Origin of the sequence: Amycolatopsis nivea (assembly GCF_004522235.1) — a bacterium.
Classification (GTDB): domain Bacteria; phylum Actinomycetota; class Actinomycetes; order Mycobacteriales; family Pseudonocardiaceae; genus Amycolatopsis; species Amycolatopsis nivea.
Genome location: NZ_SDLT01000009.1, coordinates 1 through 16,540, shown reverse-complemented (window position 1 = coordinate 16,540; position 16,540 = coordinate 1). Strand labels below are relative to the sequence as shown.

The following is a 16,540-nucleotide window of genomic DNA, read 5'->3' as shown; positions in this document are numbered from 1 at the left end:
GATGGCTTTCGATGGACGAAAGCGTCCATCGAAAGGAACCACCCATGCTGCGGGCCCAGTTCGTGCTCTTCGACGGGTTCGACCCGCTCGACGTCGTCGCTCCGTTCGAAGTGCTGTCGGCGAGCAGCAAACTCGCCGTCGAACTCGTGAGCGCGGACGGCCCCGGCGTCGTGCGTTCCGGCGTCACCGGGCTCACCCTCACCGCGACCGCCGCGTTCGACCCCGACGCGTCCGGCTACGTCCTCGTCCCCGGTGCCGCCGGCCCGGTGGACGAAGATCCCGACCCGAACGTCGAGACCATCCCCGTCCTGCTGTCGCGCTTCGCTTCGGGGGACGCGAAGCCGTTGCTGCGCCGCGCGTTCGCCAACCCGGACAGCACGGTCGTGACCATCTGCGGTGGTTCGCTCGCGCTGGCGATGGCGGGTTTGCTCGAAGGCCGCACCGCGACGACGCATGTGCTCGGCGTCGACCGGCTCGCGTCCATCGGAGTGAACGCGGTCCGCGCCCGCGTGGTCGACGACGGCGACCTCATCAGCGGCGGTGGCGTCACTTCCGGTCTGGATGTGGCGCTCTACGTGCTGGAGCGCGATTTCGGTTCGCACACCGCGCATGCCGTCGAGCAGCTTTTCGAATACGAACGCCGCGGCACCACCTGGGTCAGCGCGAGCGGTGTCGGTGAAGTCGCGTGAGCGCTTTCCTGCTGTCGATTCACGTCCTGGCGGCCATTCTCGCCATCGGTCCGGTCGCCGTCGCCGCGAGTATGTTCCCGAGCGCGGCGCGGCTCGCCGCTGATGACCCGAAGAAAGCCGCGACGCTGCAGGTTCTGCACCGGACGACCCGCGTCTACGCGGCGATCGGGGTGTTAGTCCCGGTTTTCGGCCTCGCGACCGGCGCGCGGATGGGAGTGCTCGGGGATACCTGGCTGATTATCTCGCTGCTTCTGACAGTCGCCGCCGCCGGGATTCTGGTCGCGCTCATCCTGCCCGGGCAGAAACGTGTTGTCGACGCACTCGGTGCCGATCAGCCGGTGACCGTTCGCCTGGGAATGACGACCGGCATTTTCAACCTGCTCTGGGCGGCGGTCGTCGTTTTGATGATCTACCGCCCCGGCTCAACGACAGGGGTGGGATTGTGAGCCCGAGGCGGATTCTGGAAATCATCGGCGCGGTGGAATTGACGACGCTTGTGCTGATGCTGGGAAACATCGTGACTGTGCACCAGCCGGAGGTCTCGCAGGTGCTGGGTCCAGTGCATGGATTGGCTTACACGGCAACGGTGATCGCCGCGGTGCTGGTGATGCGCGGCCGGCATCGGGTGTGGCTGCTGGCGCTGGTGCCGGGAATCGGCGGGCTTTTGGCGTCCCGGGCTACGCCTAGTCCCGAAGATCAGGCATGTCCCTGAGCTGTCTCCGCGAAGTAATCCCGAGCTTCCGGAAGATGTTCCGCAGATGCGCGTCCACCGTCCGAGGGCTGAGGAACAGCCGCGTAGCCACCTCCTTCGACGTGGCTCCCGCGGCAACCTCGCGCGCGATGTGCATCTCCTGCATGGTCAACCGGTCGTAGGTATGCGAGGAACGGTTGCGCGCCACCTCCCCGGTTGCGCGCAGCTCATCGGCAGCCCGTCGGGCGAACGCCTCCAACCCGATTTTCGACAGTTGCTCATGCGCCGCACGCAATTGCTCGCGCGCATCTCGACGGCGTCCCGCGCGGCGCAGCCATTCCCCGTATCGCAGGTGCGCCCGCGCGACCTGCACGGAAAGCGGGCTGTCTGTGAGATATGACAGCGCCGCGACGTACTCGCCCTCCGCGTCGTTGACCATCCCCCGTGCGCTCGCCGCGATGCCGAGCGCGAAGTTGGTGCCCGCGGGTTCCGTGCGCTCGACCAACGCGTCCAAGGCGGACCGGGCGACGGCGTCCTCCCCGCATCGCACGGCGGCTTCGATCTGCTCGGGCAGCGCGATGCCGGTGAGGAAGAGGTCGCCGCTCGCGATCGCGTGTGTCGCGGCCTCAAGAGCAGCCGGGTACTCGCCGAGGCCGTTGTGCAGTACGGCCATCGCCCAGTGCGCGTTCGCGGTCAGCTGGCCGGTGCGTCGGCTCGTGGCCTCGGCGAACAGGTCGAGGACCTCCTGCCGGCGGCCGCGCATCGCCGCCAGGTGCATTCGCGGGTAGAGCTGCGGCGGATCGCCGAGCGCGTCGGCGATGGCTTCTTCCTCGGCGATCGCGGCCATCGCCTGCCCGAAGTTCCCCGTGAACACCGCGTAGAGCGCGGCCTGCGACAGGCCGAGCCGGACGGTCATCGGCGATCCGGTCGACTCCCCGGTCCGCGCCAGCCAGTCGACGATCGTCCGGTGCAGGTCGAGGTCCCACAGTTCGCCCGCGAGCACGGTCGCCAGTGCGGGTGTGCGGGTCCAGCCCTCGTCGTCGCCGGTGAGAGCCTGCCGGATCGCGGGCACCCCGGCGCGGTGGCCTTCGGTCGTCAGGCGCACGAGTGCGGTGAGAAGGTCCGGCGGCCCGGCCGGGGGAGCGGCGGCGAGCACCTGGTCCAGCACTCCGGCCGGCCTTCCGACGACGAGGCCCATTTCCAGGGCGGCCACCAGGAACTCGCGCGACCGTTCGGGATCGCTCGCGGCGAGCTGCTGCGCGGCCCGCAGGATGATCTCCGGACCGCGAACCGCCCCGTCCGGGCCCTGGACGAAGGCGATCTGCCCGCGCAGCAGATCGACGGAGGCGCGCTGGGGGAGAGCCAACGTCGAGGTGTCGATGCTGGTCAGAAGGTCGGCGGCGGCGTCGGTCCGGCCTGCCGCGAGCGTTGCCCGCGCGGCGGCGAGCGTGCGTTCGACCTGTTTGCCGTGGTCGAGCGACAGCGCGGCGGCCCGTTCGAGGAACGCCGCGGCGGCCGCTACGCCACCGCGGGCCTGCGCGCGCGACGCGGACACCTCCAGCTCTGCCGCGACCTCCTCGTCCGGCCCGGCGGTCGCCTGCGCGCGGTGCCACGCGCGGCGGTCGCCAGCGGTGTCCGGGTCGGTCGAGTCGGCTAGCGCCTGGTGCGCGGTTCGCCGCTGTTTTGGCTCAGCCGCGCGGTAAGCGGCCGAGCGCGCCAGCGGATGACAGAACCGTGCGCGGGTGTCGAACTGGATCAGCCCGGACGCCTCGGCCGCGGCGCTCGCGGCGGGCACGTCGAGGTCCAGCTGCCGGGCGGCCGCCCACAGCAGGCCCGGGTCGCCGGTGGGATCGGCACTGGCGAGGACCAGCAGCTCGCGCGCGTCCGGGGGAAGATCCGCCATCCGGGAGAGGAAACTCCGCTCGATCCGGCTCGCGATCGGCGACGGCGTCGGCAGCGCGAACCCGCCCGCTTTCGGCAGCTCGATCAGGGCCAGCGGGTTGCCGCGAGCCTCGGCGAGCAGGCGATCGCGCACCCGCTCGTCCAGGGTCACGGTCTTCTCCCCGGCCAGCAGCTCGCGGGCGTGCGCGTCGCTGAGCCCGCCGACGGTCAGCCCGGGAAGTTCGTCGAGCCCGGGGACCGGCTCCTGGTCGCGGGCGGCGAAAACCATCGCGATCGGCTCCGCCGAGATGCGCCTGGCCAGGAAAGTCAACGCGCGCGCCGAGGCGGGGTCCAGCCAGTGCGCGTCGTCGATCACGCACAGCAACGGACGTTCCGCCGCGGCCGTGGCCAGCAGTTCCAGGGCGGCGAGGCCGGCGCGGAATGGGTCCGGCGTGCCCTCGGCCAGGCCGAACGCGGTGAGGAGAGACTCGCGGTAAGGCGTCGAGAGGCTGTCGAGGTGGGCCAGCACCGGAACGCACAGCTGGTGCAGCGCCGCGAACGGCATCTCTCCCTCGAACTCCGACCCGGACGCGCGGATGCGCTGAAACCCTTCCGCGGCTTGCTCGACGTGGTCCAGCAGCGCGCTCTTGCCGATGCCCGCCTCGCCGCGCAGCACGAGCACCCCGCCCTCGCCCCGCTCCGCCGCGCGGACCAGCGCGAGAAGGCGGTCGATCTCGTCGTGCCGGCCGATGAGGGAGGGCGTCGTGGGCATAGGCGAAACCTTAGGGGTAGGCGAAGTAGGCGATTGTCACCGACGCGAGCGGCGGGGCGTCCGGACGAAAGTGGGGACAGGCCACCGGAGGAAAGGAAGTTCCACAATGGACACCGTGCTCGTCACCGGCGCGACCGGGACCGTCGGGTCCGCGCTGATTCCCGCTTTGCAAGCGCGCGGCAGCGCTGTCCGCGCCATGACCAGGGGACGTCCCGTCGACGGCGTCGAGACCGTCGTCGCCGACCTGCGCGACCCGGCCTCGCTTGCGGTGGCGCTGAAGGGGGTCGACGCGGTCTTCCTCAACAGCCCCTCCGCCCCCGACGCGGCTGAACTGCAGATTCAGTTCGCGAACCTGGCTCGCGACGCCGGCGTCAACCGGCTCGTGCTGCTCTCCCAGTACGCCGCCCGCCCCGATTCGCCAGTGCGTTTCCTGCGCTGGCATGCCGAGGTGGAGGCACACGTCGCGAAGCTCGGGCTCGACTACACCGTGCTCCGCCCCAACCTCTACTTGCAGGCGTTGCTCAACTTCTCCGCCACCATCGCGCAGGGCTTCATCGCCGCGCCCATCGGCGACGCGGCGGTCAGCGCGATCGACACCCGTGACATCTCAGCCGCCGCCGCTGCCGTATTGACCACTGACGGACACTCCGGCCGCACCTACACCCTCACCGGTCCGCGCGCGGTGACCCACGCCGAGATCGCCGACGCGCTCTCCGCCGTCGCCGGGCGGGACATCGCCTTCCACGACGCATCCGCCGACCAGTTCGCCGCCGCGCTCAACGGTTTGCTCCCGTCGTGGCAGATCGGCGGACTGGTCGAGGACTACGCCCACTACGCGCGCGGTGAGGCCGCCGAGGTGGACCCCGCGGTCGCCGACCTCACCGGGCGCCCCGCCCGCGATCTCACCGATTTCGCCCTCGACTACTCCGCCGCGTTCGCGGCCCGCTGAAAGGGAATTCCGATGATCTACCACAGCATTCGCTTCACCCTCAAGCCCGAGGTCACCGCGGTGGAGAAGACCGAACTCGCCGCGACGATGCGCGAACTGTTCGACCGGATCCCGGCGGTGAAGGCACGCGTCGTCGGCCCGGATTTCGGCGGGAAGTACGAACTGGGCGCCGTCCTGGTGATCGAGGACATCGCGGGATACGCGGAGTACATGAACCACCCCGCGCACCTCGAACTGGACCGGGTGGGGCTGCCGCTGGTCGAGGAGTTCATGTCGTCCGACATCACCGACGACCCGGACCCGGAGACCGGCGCGAAGATCGCCGAGGTCCACCGGAGCCGGTTCGCGAACGTGCCGGACATCGCGGAGCTCATCTCCGGGCTCGCCGAGTACACCGGCAGCGCGGCGCCGGGTAAGCACGGCCACTGACGCCACGCGGGTACGTGAGGGGAATCCGGAGGGAAGCTGATTCCCGCAGGGTTCCCTTCACACACCGCGGAGCGTGAGCCGCGTTAATTCGCTGGCGCGGGGCCCGGCCCGCTGGGTAAGCTGTCGCCAGTTGTCGCCGTTCATCGGAGAGGTGCATTGATCTTCTGAGGTGTAAAGACACCGCGATCCCGGGCTCTTCCGCCCGTCGCGCGTCTGGCCTCGGATGACGGCACCCTGAAATCGCCTCCCCTGCCCGCGCCGCGGTGTCTCCACGTTCTTGTGTCCGCTTGCGAACGGGGAGTTACGCCTATGTCTTTTTCCATCGTGTGCTCGGAGCTCAGTTTCGCCTGGCCGGACGGCGAGGTCGTCTTCGACGGCTTCTCCGTCGCCATCGCTGAGGGCCGCACCGGATTGATCGGCCTGAACGGGTCCGGGAAATCCACCCTCCTGCGGCTGGTCGCCGGCGAACTGCGGCCGACCGCAGGCTCGATCAGCGTGTCCGGCGACCTCGGCTACCTGCCGCAAAACCTGATCCTCGCCGCCGAACGCCGCGTCGACGACGTGCTCGGCGTGGCGGAGGTCCGGTCCGCACTGGCCGCGATCGAACGCGGGGACGCCGCCGAACGCCATTTCGCGACCGTCGGCGACCAGTGGGACGTCGAGGAACGCATCCGCGCGACGCTCGATCAGCTCGGCCTCTCGCACGTCGCCCTCGACGCGCGGGCGGGCGAGCTGTCCGGCGGCGAGCTGACCCTGCTCGGGCTTGCCGCGCAGTTCCTGCGCGAGCCGGACGTGCTCGTGCTCGACGAGCCGACCAACAACCTGGACCTGCGGGCCCGGCGGCTGGTCGGCGAGGCGGTCCGGGCGTGGAAAGGCGTGCTGGTGCTGGTATCTCACGATCGCGAGCTGCTGCGCCACGTCGACCGGATCGGGGATCTGCGGTCCGGGGAGGTGACCTTCTACGGCGGCAATCTGGAGGATTACGAAGCGGCGGTGGCTGTCCAGCAGGAGGCGGCTTCGCGGATGCTGCGGGCTGCGGAGTCGGACCTCAAACGGCAGCAGCGCGAGCTGATCGAGGCGCGGACGAAGCTGGACCGGCGGGCCCGGTACGGCCGGAAACAGTGGGAGAACAAGCGCGAGCCCAAAGTACGGATGCGCAAACGGCAGGAGGACGCGGAAATCGCCGCGGGCAAGCACCGCACGATGCATCTCGACAAGGTGGCGGAGGCCAAGGACCGGGTGACGGAAGCGGAGGAGGCGATCCGCGCCGACGACGAGATCCGGATCGATCTGCCGGAAACCTCGGTGCCGTCCGGGAAAGAAGTGCTCACTCTGTCCGATGTGGAGCTTCGGAACGGACTCGCGGTGAACCTCGCCGTGCGCGGGCCGGAGCGGATCGCGCTGGTCGGGCCGAACGGTTCCGGCAAGACCACGTTGCTGCAGACGATCACCGGGGCGATCGAGCCGCGGTCGGGGACTGTCAAGCTGCCGGTGCCGGTGCGCTGGCTGCCGCAACGGCTCGATCTGCTCGACGACACGCTGTCTGCCGCGCAGAACGTGGCGCGGGCGGCACCTTCCGCGTCGAACAACGAGATCCGCGCTCAGCTCGCACGGTTCCTGGTGCGCGGCAGCCGGGCGGATCAACCTGCCGGGAGCCTTTCCGGAGGGGAGCGTTTCCGGGCCACGCTGGCGACGTTGCTGCTGGCGGAACCTGCGCCGCAACTGCTGTTGCTGGACGAGCCCACGAACAATCTGGACCTGGCGAGCGTTCGGCAGCTGTCGCAGGCGCTGAAGTCGTACGCGGGCGCGTTGATCGTGGTCAGCCACGATCTCCCGTTCCTGCGCACCATCGGGGCGACGAGGTGGGTGGAGCTCGGGTCCACAGTGGAGGACACGGTGGTCAGCGGATCGCGGTGAGGAGCGTGACTGCTCCCGCCGCGATCAGCGCGGCGGCGAATCCCGTTCCGCCGCCGAGATTGGCGATGGTGCTGAACACCGCGACCCCGCCGCCCGCGCCGATGGCGAAACCCACCTCCTGCGTCGCCCCGGCCGCGCCCGCGTGCTCGGCGGTCGCGGCCTCGAACAGCGCGGTGGTCGCCAAGGTGCCGATCGCGCCATAGCCGAACCCGACCAGCGCGACCGGAAACACCGTGTGACTCAACGGGATCGCGGCGAGCCCGACAGCTTGGATCACCAGCGCAATGGACGTGGACGTCCGGCTGCGCAGCCAGTTCACACTGAACGGTGCGACCAAGCCGCCGATCGCGGTGGCCACGGCTTGCGGAGCGAGCGCGAAACCTGCCTCGATCGGCGTTTGCCCTTGCGTGTGCTGGAGTTCGAGGCTGACGAGGTAGAGACAGGCCGCGGCGGTCGCAGCGGAAACGACGATCCGCGCGAACGCCGACGCGAAACCCGGTCGCAGGAACAGCCGGACCTGCAACAACGGTTGCCGAAGCCGAAGTTGCCTGCGCACGAACACCATCCCGGCAACCACGCCAGCCGCAATGAACACCATCCCGCGCAGTGGTGCGACGGTGATTTCCTGCAGCCCGTACACAATCCCGCCGATAGCCGCCACCGACCACAGCAGGCTCGGAAGCTCCCACCCGGCAGCCGACTGTCCGACCGATTCGGGCAGCAACCACACCGCCAACGCGATCGTGAGCACCGCGAGCGGCACCAGCGCAAGGAAAACCCAGCGCCAGCCCGGCCCTTCCGTCAGCAATCCGCCGACGACCGGTCCCAGGGCGTTGCCCGCTCCCAGCACCGTGACCCACATCCCGTTGGCGAACGCGAGATCCCGCCCGGAAAAGAGCGACCCGATCGTGCCGACGACCCCGGCCAGAATCAACGCGCTGGCCACCCCGAGCAACCCGCGGCACACAATGAGCAACACCGAACTGGTGGCGGCCGCGGCCACCGCGTTCAGCACCGCCAACGCGCTCACCCCGAGCAGCAGCACGCGTTTCCGCCCGTAGCGGTCGCCTGTCCGAGCTGCCCCGACCATCGCGACTGCCAGCGCGAGCGGGTACACGTCGACGATCCACGCCCGCGCCGACGCCGACACTTGCAGTTCGTCCGCGATCCGCGGCAGCGCCGTGTTGACCATGCCGAGGGCGAGACTCCCGCCGAGAATCCCAGCCAGCAACGGAATCAGCACGAGCCCGCGCCGCGGCTCCACCCGGGTCAACGCCATGCGACGATCCTGTCCGGACACCCCCGCGATCGACAAGTACGGACTTTGCCGTCCAGTACTGACCGAATGGATAGTGAGGAGGCCGGATGCGCCCGCAAACGGAAAAGGCCGTACGAGCGTGGCGAACGAGCTGCGCCGCCGAGATCACGACGATGGTGCTGGGCGGCGCGTGGAAGCCGAGCATCCTGCACGCACTGGCCGAACACGGCGTGCTGCGCTTCGGGGAACTCTCGCGCCTGCTGTCAGATCTCACCGACCGCGTCCTGACGCGCCAACTCCGCGAACTGGAAGCCGACGGTCTGCTTCGCCGCGTCGTGTACCCGCAGGTGCCGCCGAAGGTGGAATACAGCCTGACGGACCTGGGCGAGAACGCGCAGGAGGTGCTGAACGCAATGGCGGCGTGGGGCCGTTCCTACGCCTCGTACGCGGTCGAGCAGCAGTAGTTTCTCCGTACGATCACGACCATGAGCGAGCGGAACGACCTGCCGAGCAACTGGGGCCGCTGGGGAGCCGACGACGAACTCGGCACGCTGAACCTGATCACCGACGAGGTCCGCGAACGAGCCGCGCGCGAGGTGCGCACCGGCCGCTCGGTGTCCCTGGCGGTGCCGATCCGGCCGGCCCCGGTGCTGAGCGGTCCCTTCCCGCCGCGGACCGCCGAGGAATCCCCGGTCCAGCAGATGATGCTGTACACCGGAAGCCCCGCGATCGCGTACGCGGACGCCCTGACCGTGACGAACCACCACACGCTGTCCACGCATCTGGACGCGCTGGCGCACATCCCGCAGGACGGCCAGGTGTATCCGGGCCGCCCGGCGAACGAGAGCGTCACGATGGGCGGCGTCGTGCACGGATCGACCACGGCGTTCGCCGAAGGCATCGTGACCAGGGGAATCCTGCTCGATTTCGGCGCCGACGGTCCGGTTCCCGCCGACCGCGCGCTCACCGCACAGGACCTCGAGGCCGCGGAGGAACGGTTCAACGTCCACGTCGAACCGGGTGACGCCCTCGTCGCGCGGTTCGGCTGGGTGCGGACCCGGTACCGCGGCAACCCCATGCCTGGCATGAGCCTCGACGCGGCGCGGTGGATGCACGACCGCGGGGTGTCTCTGTACGCCGGGGACCTCTCGGACGCCTACCCGCCGGTGTGCTCGCCTCCCGCGATGCACGGGGTCGCTCTCCCGCGGCTGGGGATGCCGTTGATCGACGCGGTGGACGCCGACGAACTGGCCGCGGTGTGCGCGGAGCTGGGGCGGTACAGCTTCCTGTTCGTCGCGGCTCCGCCCCGGATCCTCGGGCTGACGGGGGTGCCGGTCAATCCGGTCGCGGTGTTCTGAGCGGCTGTGCGGTGTCCTGACGGCCGGGGTTGAGTGGCTGGAAGGGCAGTCTTACGCGCACGGCCTGCTTTGCTCCGCACCTGCGGGCAGAAGGGTTTTCTCGGCCGGGGTGAAGTCCCGGTCGTTGATGCCGCACAGGTGCCGCATCCAGGCGGCGCCGTCGAGCGGGACCGACGGCCGCGGGCCCGGCCTGGTGTCGAGCACCAGGTTTCCGTTCTCGACGGCCCGGTTGAGCGATCCGTCGCCGAGTTGGATGTCGGTGACCAGCTTGTGGTCGGGCCAGTGCCACACCTGGAAGTCCAGGGTGGCTTCGCCGAAGAGGTAGTCGCCGTCGATGCCGTACAGGGTGTTCATCGACGCGGGCATCGTCGGCAGCATCCGGTTCGCGTTGAGGTCGAGCAGGACCACGCCGCTGACCACCCCGTTGACCATGGCCGCGAACGAGCCGGTGGGGTCGATGGCCGGGGCGCCCGGGAAGAAGTCCGAGCGGAACGTCTCGATCGCTTTCCGTCCCGGGAGATCCCACACCGCGGCCGTGTGCCCGCCGTAGACGAAGATCTGCCCGGGATGTCCTGGTCTCGCCTTCGCCTTGGCGACATCGGCTTGCGTGGTCAGCGGCAGCGGCGCCGCGGTCTGCTGCCCGGTGGCCGGGTCCCAGAACGTGACCGTTTTCGCGTGCAGGACGACCACGCTCTGTCCTGGGACGGCGATGATCGTGCCGTCGTCGTTCGGGTCCGGGTCGCCGGGAAGCGGCGCTTCGTGTTCGAGGACGAGGTCGTCCGCCCGGTAGGTCCGCAGCGTGCCGTCCTCGCTGACGGCAAGGACGTGTTTTCCGCTCGGGTCAAAGGAAAGCGCGGTCGGCGCGGGCACTGAGACCTGCTTCAGCACCTGCTGATGCGCGTCCAGGAGAGCGAGTTCTCCGGCCTCGGTGCGGGCTGCCCAGCGCCGGCCGTCCGGCGACCGGGCGGACGGGTTCCACGAGGTGGCGTTGGCGGGTTTGGCGTCCGTCGTGGGCACGGTGCTGAGCTGCATCGACCCGTTCCGCACGGTCAGCGCGGTCAACCGGCCGTCCGGGGCGGGGAGGAGGACCGGGGCCGGCGAGGTGTGCGCGGTTGCCCAGTTGACCGTCACCGAGGGATCGGCGAACAAGTACCGCTTTCCGTCCGCCCAGTGCACGGCCTCGAGCGGTCCTGCTCCGGATTTGTTCAGCAGAAGGAATTGTCCGGTGACGTCGAGGTCCATTCCGGAGCAGTCGACGCCGCTCGCCAGCTGTCCCGGCCGGGCGCTGGAAACGTCCAGGAGGGTGACTGTTTCGCCGTCGCAGGCGGCGAGCTTCCGGCCGTGGCCGACGAGAACGCCCTGGCCGAGCGAGCGGATCAGCGCGCCGGTCGCGGCGTCGCGCACCACTGCCTGGTTCTTGGTGCGGGGGTCGCTCGGCTGCTCGAACAGGACGACCTGGCGTCCGTCGTCGGTCGGGTACACCGTGTTCACCATGCCCGTCGCCAGGCTGGCTGGCAGCGGGGTCGAGGTCGCGTGGCGGGTCTGGAGATCCCAGACCTGGAGGAGGCGGGGCCGGGCGGTCTCGTTGGGCACTCCCACGAGGTACCGGCCGTTCGCGCTGAACGCCACGGATTCGAACGCTGTCGCGTCGCCGGCCCGGAGGACGACCGGCGGGGCGGAGCCGTCCAGGTCCCAGATCTTGACCCCGGGCTCGTTCCCGGACTCGGCGAGCAGCCTGCCGTCCGGGCTCAGTTCCAGGGAGGAGGTCGGGTTGACGGCGAGTGCGCGCGACTGGGGCGCGGGTCCGGGCAGCCCTTGCCAGAGCGTGACCGGCGTTGTGGGATCGGCGGATTTGATGATCATGCGCTGACCGTCCGCAGTGGACACGATCCGGTCCGTCGCCGCGATGTGCCGCGGCGGAAGGATCCGGTCGATCCCCCGCCAATAAAGCTCCTGCTGCAACAGCGCGCCATAAGCCTCGCTGCTGTGCGGGTTTTCCCGCCACGCCGCCTGTGCCATCTGCAATGCCGACGTGTCCTGCCCGTTCGCGTCGCGCAGGGATTCCTGAGCCAGCAGGATCGCGTTGGCGGTGTGCAGATTGTCGTTGATGGTCGCCTGATTGCGCAGTACCACGACGGTGAGCACGCTCGCGGCCAGTGCCAAGGTGAGTGCGACGGCGGTGACGATGCGCCAGCGCCGGATGCCGCGTCGTTCGGCGGCGTAGCTGCGCTCGATGTATTCCTTGTGCGGCGCGGCGATATCCGACCCGCGCTGGGCGAGCCATTGCCGGGCAGTGGCGAGCGCCGCGCCGCGCAGCAGGCCGCCGTGGTCCCGGTCGGACTGCTCCCACTGGTCGATGTCCTGCCGCAGGTCTGCTTGCCAGAACAGGAAATCCCGGTCTTCGGCGAGCCAGTCCCGCAATTGGGGCCAGTAGTCGATCAACGCCTGGTGGACGAGGTCCGCGCGCTGGTCGTCGTCGAGCACCACGAGGCGGCGGGCGGCGAGTTCGTGCGCGATGTCCCGCAGGTCCGGGCCGAGTTCGCCGAGCCGGACCGAACGCCGGGCGAATCCCGCGTCGCCGTCCGGTCTCGCGAGCTGCACGAGCAGCCTGCGCGCAGCGTCCTTTTCGGACGGACGAAGGGCTTCGAGCGCTTCGTCGGCGGCCTGGCCCAGCGCGCCGGGCACCCGGCCGAGCTTTTCGTAAGCCGCGTGGGTGAGCCAGCCGCCGTGCCGTTGCTGCCAAAGCCGTTCCAGCACCAGGGAAACCAGCGGCAGCGTGCCGGGCTGGTCCATCGCGTCGTCGAGGATGCGCGGCACCAGGCCGGATTCGAAGGCGAGGCCGCCGACCTCGGCGGCCGGTCCGGTGATCGCCTCGGACAACTCGTCGCGGGACATCGGCTGCAGGAAGCGGACAGCCTTGTTGAGCCGGTCCGCGGTTTCGCGGGTGATGAGCGAGTCGAGCGACCGGGCGCGCAAGGTGAGCACGACCCGCAGCGGGGCCGGTTCGCCCGGTTCCCGTCGTTGCGACGCGATCATCCGGGTGAGCAGTTCGAGCAACCGGCGCGCGCCCTCGCGGTCCGCGACGACGATCTCCTCGAACTGGTCCACGAAAACCACCGCGGCACCGTCGGAGACGAGCGCGTTCGCCGCTGCCGCCGGGTCTTCGACCGGCTGCCCGATCGCGGCGGCGAACATGGTGACCGGTTCGATCCCGGTGTCCGGGCGGATGTCGAGCACCCGCGCGCCCGCGGCGCGGAGGCGGGGCAGCAGACCGGCGCGGACCAGCGACGACTTGCCCGAACCGGACGGTCCGGCCACGACGACGAGGTCTTGCCGGGCGGCTTGTTCGGTCAGCTCGGCCAGTTCGGCGTCGCGGCCGTGGAACAGCGCGGCGTCTCGTTCTTCGAGGGGTTTCAGTCCGCGGTAAGGGTTTTCCGCCGCGACGGTCCAGGTGTCGCCGAGCGCGGTGGTGGGGATGAGGTGCGCGGTGGTGTCGTGGCGGTTGGCCCGGGTGACGACCATGCCGACGACGCCGTTCGCGGCGTCGTCCCACACCGGCGCACCGCTGAACCCGGGCTCGATGCGCCACTGCCGCGCGTCGGTCTCGATCTGGATCCGGCCGGTGCCCTGCGCGCCGAGCAGCCTGCCCTCGATCCAGATGCCGGCGTCCTGGTCGAACGGGAACCCGAACGTGCGGAACGAATGCCCGCGGACGTCGTCGGTGATCCGCGAAGGAGCGGGCAGCGCGCCGAGCGGGGCGGGCTCTTCCAGCTGGAGCACCGCGACGTCGCCCGCCCCGTCGCCGCTGTCCGGCTGCCAGTCGACCACGCGCGCGGGAATCGGGGAACCCGTCGCCAGCAGGGGAAACTCGACCTGAACGAGCCCGTCCGGGCGCTCGGTGTCCCCGAGTTCGCCGAGCGCCGCGGCCACCACGTGCGCACACGTGGCGACCCGGCCGGGAGCCACCAGGAACCCGGCCCCGGCGACCCCGGCCGCCCCGCTGATCCGGACGACGGCCGCGGCGAGCGGATCAGCGCTCATGACGACGGCGCGGTCCACTCCATGCTGACCGTGAAATTCGCTTCGCCCGCGGTTTTGGCGATCGCGAGGTTCGCCTCGCCGGTGACCTTGATGCCGAACTGCAGGCTGATCTTGGACGGCCGCTGCTCCATCGCCCGGAACTCGGCGAGCACGGCCTCGGCCGCGGGCCGGATCCGCTGGAGCGCTTCCTGGACCGACTCGGACGCCTGCTCGATCGACGGACCCCGGCCGACCGGCTGGTTCCCCCTGGCGGCCCGGCTCACGCCGGCATCGGCATCGGTTTCGAAAAGAATGGCGTCGCCGCCGCCGACCGGCATGCTGACCCACTGCGTCATGGCCTCGGTACCCCTTCGGACCCGCGATCGCTTCCTGCCGGTCAGTCAATCACAACGGCCGGGGCGGGGAGGGCGGAATCGCGGAATCCGGAGCAGCCGCGCGGGAATTCCGGTCGAAACGATGAAGCAGGACGCCGAATCCGAAGGTGACGACTACCGGTGTGGCGTAAAGGACGAGCGGCAGAACCGCGTAAACGTCCAGGTATCCGAGCACCCGCGCCACGACCGGTACCACGACAAGCGGCGCAAGAAGGACCAAAGCGGCACGACGCCCGCTGCGGGTGCGGAGGTGGCAAGAGGCGAAGACACCGACCACGAGCACCACTAGTTGCACCAGTTGGGCGAGCGGCAGATGCATGCCGCGAGCGGTTGTCGTGAGCGCAAGCAGCACAACGACCGTGCCGACGAGGATGGACAGTCGCAGGCGGCCCAGTAAAGCCAAGCCATGGCGCGGCCCCGGTGACGCAGTCATCGCGAGGGCTGCGAAAACGCTGAGCAGCACCCAGCCCGCAGTCACGTCCACCGACCAATGCCGGGCGGGGTCGAGGATTGTGACGGTGATCAAGGCGGCATTAGCCACCCACGCGAGGATCACCGAGGCACGACGCATTCCCCACACACCGAGCGCGACGGCGGCGAGCCAAGCCGACCACACCGGGACGTCGGCGAGCGCTCCCAGCCACATCCGCAGCGGCCACCCGTCCAGCTGGGCCACGCTCCGGATCTCGCGCACGGTGGAGGCGGCTCCGGTCAGCAACAGCACCGGTGCCAGCAGGCTGACTATCGCCAACGTGTCCCGCCGGGAGTGCCCGCGCAAAGCATGTCGCCAGTGGACCTGGACGGCGCCCCAGACGAGGTCAACCGTTTCGGCAACCCCTGGCGTGCTTCGGTTTTCGGCACCGTCGAGCAGTACTCCCAGCATTTCTTCGCCGTGCGCGGCTCGGTGCGCGCGCGGGTACAAAGCCAGCAGGCACCGGTAGCGTCGCTCCAAGTCGCTCACGCCAGTCCTCCTGCGCTGCGGAGCTGAAGCCGTTGTTCGGCAGCAGTCGTGTGACGTTGCCGTCGCTGGACTTCCGCGGCCAGCCGCGCGGCGCCCGGTTCGGTCAGGCGGTAGTAGCGGCGCAGCCTGCTGTCCACGACTTCCTCGCGATCCACTTCCACCCAGCCCTCCGCGTGAAGCCGGTCCAGTGCGGCGTACAACGTGCCAGCCCGCAGCTTGACCTGGCCGTCGGAGATCGTTTCGACATCGCGCAGCACGCCGTAGCCATGCTGCGGCTGGGCGGCTAGCGCGGTGAGGACCAGGAAGGTCGGCTCGCGCAGGGCTGAGTCGCTCATGACGCGAGCATATACCGATGATCTGCATATGGCGAGCAGGTCAGGCGAACAGTGTTCGGCGAACGAACGCTCCGGGATAAGGTGCACCCGTGGACCCCAAGGAACGGCGCGCGGCACGGCATCAGCCACCGAAACCCGGAACCAGCACGAAACCCCGGCGGCGCACGGTGCCGATCACTGTCGAGCAGGTTGTCGACGCCGCGTTGGAGATCATCGCCACCGAGGGGTACGAGGCGTTGTCCATGCGCCGCGTGGCCGACGCGCTGAACACCGGTCCCGCCTCGCTTTACGCGCACGTCGTCAACAAGACCGACCTCGACGAGCTGCTCATCGCGCGGCTGTGCACGAGAATTGTCCTGCCGGAGCCGGAAGCCGCGAACTGGCGTGAGCATATCCGCGACGTGTGCGTCCAGCTGCGCGATCTCTACCTGGCCTATCCCGGGATCTCCGGTGCTGCGTTCGCGGTGGCACCCACCGACCTCGACACCGCGCGGCTCAATGAAGGGATGCTGGCGATCCTTCTGAACGGGGGCGTCCCAGCGCAGGCCGCGGCGTGGGGCGTGGATTCCCTGCTGCTCTACGTGGCCGCCTACTGCCTCGAGACCTCGATCGTGCGCCGGCGGGTGGCGGAGAAGGACGCCGTGTGGGTCGTCGGACGGGACGAGATGCAGCGGCGGCTCGCTTCGCTGCCCGCGGAGGATTTTCCTTACACCGCAAGCCATGCCGTCGAGTTGACGGCGGGTGAGGGCCATGACCGGTTCGACTTCACGCTCGAAGTGATGATCGACGGTTTGGCGCGTCGCTAGGCGATTGGTCGCGGGCCGGGTTTGTCGTCCGTGAAGGACTCCTTGAGGGAATCAGACCTGGATCCACCGAGTCTCTGTT

Annotated in this window: 15 protein-coding genes; 9 read left to right on the top strand and 6 right to left on the bottom strand. The window is 69.7% G+C overall.

The features are described 5' to 3' along the window. Positions 1-44: 44 nt before the first annotated feature. Genes EIZ44_RS12905 through EIZ44_RS12895 form a run of 3 tightly spaced genes read left to right on the top strand, consistent with a single transcriptional unit; the run spans position 45 to position 1,401 of the window. A complete protein-coding gene (locus EIZ44_RS12905; protein ID WP_134728740.1) occupies positions 45-689 on the top strand; it encodes a DJ-1/PfpI family protein in 645 nt (214 codons plus the stop codon). After that, the gene (locus tag EIZ44_RS12900) at positions 686-1,135 is read left to right on the top strand and encodes a hypothetical protein (RefSeq protein ID WP_134728738.1); all 450 of its coding nucleotides are present in this window, start codon (positions 686-688) and stop codon (positions 1,133-1,135) included. Before EIZ44_RS12905 ends, EIZ44_RS12900 begins: the two co-directional genes overlap by 4 nt. Next, positions 1,132-1,401 carry a hypothetical protein gene (locus tag EIZ44_RS12895; RefSeq protein WP_134728736.1) on the top strand — a complete coding sequence of 90 codons (270 nt, stop codon included), beginning with the start codon at positions 1,132-1,134 and terminating at the stop codon, positions 1,399-1,401. The genes EIZ44_RS12900 and EIZ44_RS12895 overlap by 4 nt, the downstream gene beginning before the upstream one ends. Here the strand turns inward: EIZ44_RS12895 and EIZ44_RS12890 are convergent. Continuing rightward, positions 1,373-4,033: an AAA family ATPase gene (locus EIZ44_RS12890; RefSeq protein ID WP_134728734.1), complete on the bottom strand. Its 2,661-nt coding sequence runs from the start codon at positions 4,031-4,033 to the stop codon at positions 1,373-1,375. The two genes, EIZ44_RS12895 and EIZ44_RS12890, sit on opposite strands and share 29 nt — an antisense overlap. A gap of 106 nt (positions 4,034-4,139) precedes the next feature. Between EIZ44_RS12890 and EIZ44_RS12885 the strand changes: the two genes are divergently transcribed. The 3 genes from EIZ44_RS12885 (at position 4,140) to EIZ44_RS12875 (ending at position 7,328) form a co-directional block, all read left to right on the top strand. Then, positions 4,140-4,982 carry an SDR family oxidoreductase gene (locus EIZ44_RS12885; RefSeq protein ID WP_037817959.1) on the top strand — a complete coding sequence of 281 codons (843 nt, stop codon included), beginning with the start codon at positions 4,140-4,142 and terminating at the stop codon, positions 4,980-4,982. Between the two features lie 12 nt (positions 4,983-4,994). Then, complete coding sequence (locus EIZ44_RS12880) at positions 4,995-5,411, top strand: Dabb family protein (RefSeq protein WP_134728732.1); 417 nt, start codon at positions 4,995-4,997, stop codon at positions 5,409-5,411. 309 nt (positions 5,412-5,720) lie between these two features. Beyond that, positions 5,721-7,328, top strand: a complete 1,608-nt coding sequence (locus tag EIZ44_RS12875; RefSeq protein ID WP_134728730.1) for an ABC-F family ATP-binding cassette domain-containing protein — start codon at positions 5,721-5,723, stop codon at positions 7,326-7,328. Here EIZ44_RS12875 and EIZ44_RS12870 read toward each other — a convergent pair. After that, positions 7,312-8,607: an MFS transporter gene (locus EIZ44_RS12870; RefSeq protein ID WP_134728728.1), complete on the bottom strand. Its 1,296-nt coding sequence runs from the start codon at positions 8,605-8,607 to the stop codon at positions 7,312-7,314. The two genes, EIZ44_RS12875 and EIZ44_RS12870, sit on opposite strands and share 17 nt — an antisense overlap. An 86-nt stretch (positions 8,608-8,693) precedes the next feature. On the opposite strand from EIZ44_RS12870, the gene EIZ44_RS12865 reads away from it, so the two are divergent. After that, the gene (locus EIZ44_RS12865) at positions 8,694-9,050 is read left to right on the top strand and encodes a winged helix-turn-helix transcriptional regulator (RefSeq protein WP_037817963.1); all 357 of its coding nucleotides are present in this window, start codon (positions 8,694-8,696) and stop codon (positions 9,048-9,050) included. A 21-nt stretch (positions 9,051-9,071) separates the two neighbouring features. Next, positions 9,072-9,944 carry a cyclase family protein gene (locus EIZ44_RS12860; protein ID WP_037817965.1) on the top strand — a complete coding sequence of 291 codons (873 nt, stop codon included), beginning with the start codon at positions 9,072-9,074 and terminating at the stop codon, positions 9,942-9,944. A gap of 51 nt (positions 9,945-9,995) precedes the next feature. Here the strand turns inward: EIZ44_RS12860 and EIZ44_RS45115 are convergent, their stop codons facing one another. The 4 genes from EIZ44_RS45115 to EIZ44_RS12840 are packed head-to-tail and all read right to left on the bottom strand — an operon-like array spanning position 9,996 to position 15,655. Further along, positions 9,996-13,985 (bottom strand): nSTAND1 domain-containing NTPase, encoded by a 3,990-nt coding sequence (locus EIZ44_RS45115; RefSeq protein WP_134728726.1) that lies wholly within the window; start codon positions 13,983-13,985, stop codon positions 9,996-9,998. Continuing rightward, on the bottom strand, positions 13,982-14,320 hold the full coding sequence (locus tag EIZ44_RS12850; protein WP_037817969.1) for a CU044_2847 family protein: 339 nt from the start codon (positions 14,318-14,320) through the stop codon (positions 13,982-13,984). Before EIZ44_RS12850 ends, EIZ44_RS45115 begins: the two co-directional genes overlap by 4 nt. A 49-nt stretch (positions 14,321-14,369) precedes the next feature. Next, positions 14,370-15,320, bottom strand: a complete 951-nt coding sequence (locus EIZ44_RS12845) for a hypothetical protein (RefSeq protein ID WP_037817970.1) — start codon at positions 15,318-15,320, stop codon at positions 14,370-14,372. Beyond that, the gene (locus EIZ44_RS12840; RefSeq protein WP_037817971.1) at positions 15,317-15,655 is read right to left on the bottom strand and encodes a PadR family transcriptional regulator; all 339 of its coding nucleotides are present in this window, start codon (positions 15,653-15,655) and stop codon (positions 15,317-15,319) included. Before EIZ44_RS12840 ends, EIZ44_RS12845 begins: the two co-directional genes overlap by 4 nt. Before the next feature lie 89 nt (positions 15,656-15,744). Between EIZ44_RS12840 and EIZ44_RS12835 the strand changes: the two genes are divergently transcribed. Next, positions 15,745-16,461, top strand: a complete 717-nt coding sequence (locus EIZ44_RS12835; RefSeq protein ID WP_134728724.1) for a TetR/AcrR family transcriptional regulator — start codon at positions 15,745-15,747, stop codon at positions 16,459-16,461. The last annotated feature ends 79 nt before the right edge of the window (positions 16,462-16,540 follow it).